The following is a 3,465-nucleotide window of genomic DNA, read 5'->3' as shown; positions in this document are numbered from 1 at the left end:
CGAACTACTATTGACACTAACAAGTCTCTATAGCCAATATTCCCTTTCAAATATTCATCTACAATCTTTTTCTTAAATTCAGTACTATATTTAGCCATAAAGATACCCCCATAAGTTAGACTAATTCTAGGTCTAACTTATGGGGGGCAGTACATACATCACCAATGTGCTAAAATCATTATTTTTTTATTAAATATAGTTTTGGCTTTTGTATTAAATTATCATTAAAAAATGATTTACTTATTCCGCACAAGGCCACTACATCATTAGCTGGTAAACTTAAATCATCTAATATATTTTTAGCTGTCTTTAACCCATTATCAATTAGCATAGTAATTGCATCATGGATAAGATTCGGTTTTTCTTGTGCTATTTCATCGTCGAACGGTTCTTTTTTTCTCCAACCTTTACGATAAATTTGATTCTTTAAATTTTCAAACTCATCATTACTTATTAAGCCTAAATTGTGCAAATAATATAATATTGATTGGGCAGAGGCTCCCCAGCGTTTTTTCATTAATAATAGCGAATTTATTGAATCAATGGCAAAACATTCTCTTTCCATTGCATCAGCAGGCATTAAAAAATAATTTGCAAAAGAGTCTGCCTCATGTTCGATAATTTCTTCATTTTCTTCAAAGTCTTCAACACTCATCCATGAATGAAGGACTTGATGTCCAAGTTCATGTGCAATGTCTCGTCTTGAACGTACTGACGATGTACTTGACGTAAGGAAAATCATCGGTCTCTTTTCATGGGTTACTGATGTAAAGAATAAAGAACACGCATCTACTTTCTCCGGAGTTAAATTTGTTTTTGAAATTATAAATCCATTATTTTCTAATAACAAAGTTACATTACTTATAGGACCGTTACCTAATCCCCATGCTCTTCGCAATTCGATAGCGGCTTCTCGTATTTCATCGTCAGAATAATAAACATGCGTTTTTCTAATTAGATTTAAGGAAGGCAATTTTAAATATTCTTCAATATATGAATAAATATCTACCATCCAATTTATGTAAGTCTTAAATATTATAGTATATTTCTTCCTTGATGTTTTACGTTTTCTAAAAAATATAGGTGTAATAATTTTTTCTGAATATCCCTTTGAAAAATAGTTCAACGGAAATTCTAAAACATCAGCTAATTTATAAATAATTTCCGATTTAGGCGTTACTACTCCATTTTCATATTGTGAAATTGCCTGTTTAGTAACATCCAATTCATCAGCCAAATTTTCTTGTGATAAATTTCTAAAAAGCCTGCCTTCTTTTATTCTTCTTGGCTGCAATACTTTTTTCACAGTAACCTAACATCCTTCACTTTAATGAAATTTTATATTTTTTTTCAATGGCTTCTTGGTATTCCTCTTGTACTTGTGTCCCATAATTTTGAACAATTCTTTCTGTTTGTTCTTTTTGTATATATTGCAATAAATCCCACGAATTTAACCAACCTGTATAATCCTCATTTGGCATACCTATTTGAATATAATCTAAAACTAGTCTACGATGTGTATATGTAACAAGCATATACATATCAGCGATATTATAATTTTTTCCAAAATCTAATATCATTTGATTATCAGCAGCTTTTTTTAAGCGATACTTTGCTGGTTCTGGTAACTTATTTCTTTTATTTGTTTTCTTCAATTGTATAGTTACATTATTTGTTTTATATTCAATTGTCCGTCGCCCATGTCCACGATCTGGCTCGAAATATGATATTTCACAAAACTCATTATCATTAATTTGATGCACCAAAATCTTATTAATAATAAAGCCTAAACGAAAAGCTGAATCATAATAAGCTGAACCTGGAATCAGTAAATTCGATTTATCCTGAAATATATTTAAAGCAATTTTGCATCCAGAAAAAATAGAGTTTGCAATCATTATCCGTGTTGGTGTAGAAATGGCTTTATTATAGATTTCTTCAGCTTTTTCTTGTTCACGAGTATAAAACATTAAATCAACACCACTTTACTTTTTTTATAATTATAATACATAACTTTACTTTTAAAGTCAAGCAGTTATGTATTTTTTTAATAAAAGTAAAGTAATACTTAGGGAGAGACATAATTTTGAATTTCAATAATCAAATTATCACAGCAGCAATATACGTCCGCGTATCTACAGAAGATCAGATGGAGCACGGTACTATTTATTAGCAGATAAATACACATTATAGTATAGTGTGATATAATGTCTAAAAACACAAAGCACGAAGAAGGTGCAATATATATCATAAAAGGTGGCATATAAATGGCAAATATAGAGCATATTAATGAAACATTATTTGAATCAATTAAGCATATCAATAAATATGCGCAGGAATATTGGACCGCAAGAGAGCTACAATCAGTTTTAGAATATACCGAATGGAGAAAATTCAAAGCTTCTATTAAACGGGCAATTGCAGCTTGCGAATCTAGTGATAACACTAAGTCTGACCATTTTGTCGATGCCGCCAAAATGGTTCAACTCGGTAGTGGAGCCTATAGAGAATTAGAAGACTATCATTTATCCAGATATGCATGCTATCTTATTGCTATGAATGGTGATTCCCGTAAAAAAGCTATTGCTTTAGCCCAAACTTATTTTGCTGTAAAAACTCGTCAGCAGGAAGTTGCTGATGAATTTAATCAAATGACCGAAGATCAAAAGCGATTAGCAATTCGTGGAGACTTAGTTGAGCATAACAAATCATTAGTGGAGGCAGCACAGGAATCAGGAGTGCAAACACCTATGGATTTCGCCATATTCCAAAACAATGGTTATCAAGGACTATACGGCGGCCTTGGGCAAAAAGAAATACATGAGAAAAAAGGGCTCAAGAAATCCCAGAAGATTTTAGATCATATGGGGAGTACCGAATTAGCTGCTAATTTATTTAGAGCAACCCAGACAGATGAAAAGCTTCGCCGTGATAATATACATTCAAAGACAGCCGCTAATAAAACCCACTATGATGTGGGCAAAGCCGTTAGAACAACCATTAAAAATCTCGGCGGTACAATGCCCGAAGATTTACCTACGCCCAAAACGAGTATTAGTAAAATTAAAAAATTACAGCCTAATAAACACCATGAAATTAATAATATTGAAAATAAATAATGCAATCTTTAATTGGGATATAAATTAGAGGTGATAAAATGAAAAATCGCAAGCACGGAGAAGGTTCAGTGTCATTTGATAATACCCGAAAAAAGTGGCAGGTTGCTTTTTATGATATTGACGGTAAGCGCCATTATAAACGATTTGATGATGAAAAAATAGCTAGAGAATATTTGATAGAACAAGTTAATGAAGTAAATAAGGGTAGCTTTATAGCACCTAGCAAACTAACCGTTGGAGAATGGTCCGTTGAGTTTTTGGAAACATATAAAAGAAATAGTGTTAAGGCAACAACCTATGCACATTATCTGGACCAGGCACGCCATTTGGTAGTGTAAAATAGTTT

Annotated in this window: 4 protein-coding genes; 2 read left to right on the top strand and 2 right to left on the bottom strand. The window is 32.1% G+C overall.

Features of this window, described 5'->3' with window-relative positions; genetic code table 11:
* Positions 1–178: 178 nt before the first annotated feature.
* Positions 179–1,306 (bottom strand): helix-turn-helix domain-containing protein, encoded by a 1,128-nt coding sequence (locus I6751_RS07985; RefSeq protein WP_196591385.1) that lies wholly within the window; start codon positions 1,304–1,306, stop codon positions 179–181.
* A 16-nt stretch (positions 1,307–1,322) separates the two neighbouring features.
* On the bottom strand, positions 1,323–1,970 hold the full coding sequence (locus tag I6751_RS07980; RefSeq protein WP_196591386.1) for a hypothetical protein: 648 nt from the start codon (positions 1,968–1,970) through the stop codon (positions 1,323–1,325).
* A gap of 297 nt (positions 1,971–2,267) precedes the next feature.
* On the opposite strand from I6751_RS07980, the gene dinD reads away from it, so the two are divergent.
* Together dinD and I6751_RS07970 are read left to right on the top strand one after the other, a co-directional pair.
* Positions 2,268–3,119: a DNA damage-inducible protein D gene (gene dinD, locus I6751_RS07975; RefSeq protein ID WP_196591387.1), complete on the top strand. Its 852-nt coding sequence runs from the start codon at positions 2,268–2,270 to the stop codon at positions 3,117–3,119.
* Between the two features lie 38 nt (positions 3,120–3,157).
* The gene (locus I6751_RS07970; RefSeq protein ID WP_196599069.1) at positions 3,158–3,457 is read left to right on the top strand and encodes a hypothetical protein; all 300 of its coding nucleotides are present in this window, start codon (positions 3,158–3,160) and stop codon (positions 3,455–3,457) included.
* The last annotated feature ends 8 nt before the right edge of the window (positions 3,458–3,465 follow it).

Source organism: Pectinatus frisingensis (assembly GCF_015732285.1).
Classification (GTDB): Bacteria; Bacillota; Negativicutes; order Selenomonadales; family Selenomonadaceae; genus Pectinatus; species Pectinatus frisingensis.
The sequence above is the reverse complement of the archived record's forward strand: the minus strand, read 5'-3'. Positions and strand labels throughout refer to the sequence as shown.

Excerpts from the sequence above, each read along its gene's own strand:
- dinD (WP_196591387.1), top strand. The coding sequence starts at position 2,268 with ATGGCAAATATAGAGCATATTAATGAAACATTATTTGAATCAATTAAG.
- I6751_RS07970 (WP_196599069.1), top strand. The coding sequence starts at position 3,158 with ATGAAAAATCGCAAGCACGGAGAAGGTTCAGTGTCATTTGATAATACC.
- I6751_RS07980 (WP_196591386.1), bottom strand. The coding sequence starts at position 1,970 with ATGTTTTATACTCGTGAACAAGAAAAAGCTGAAGAAATCTATAATAAA.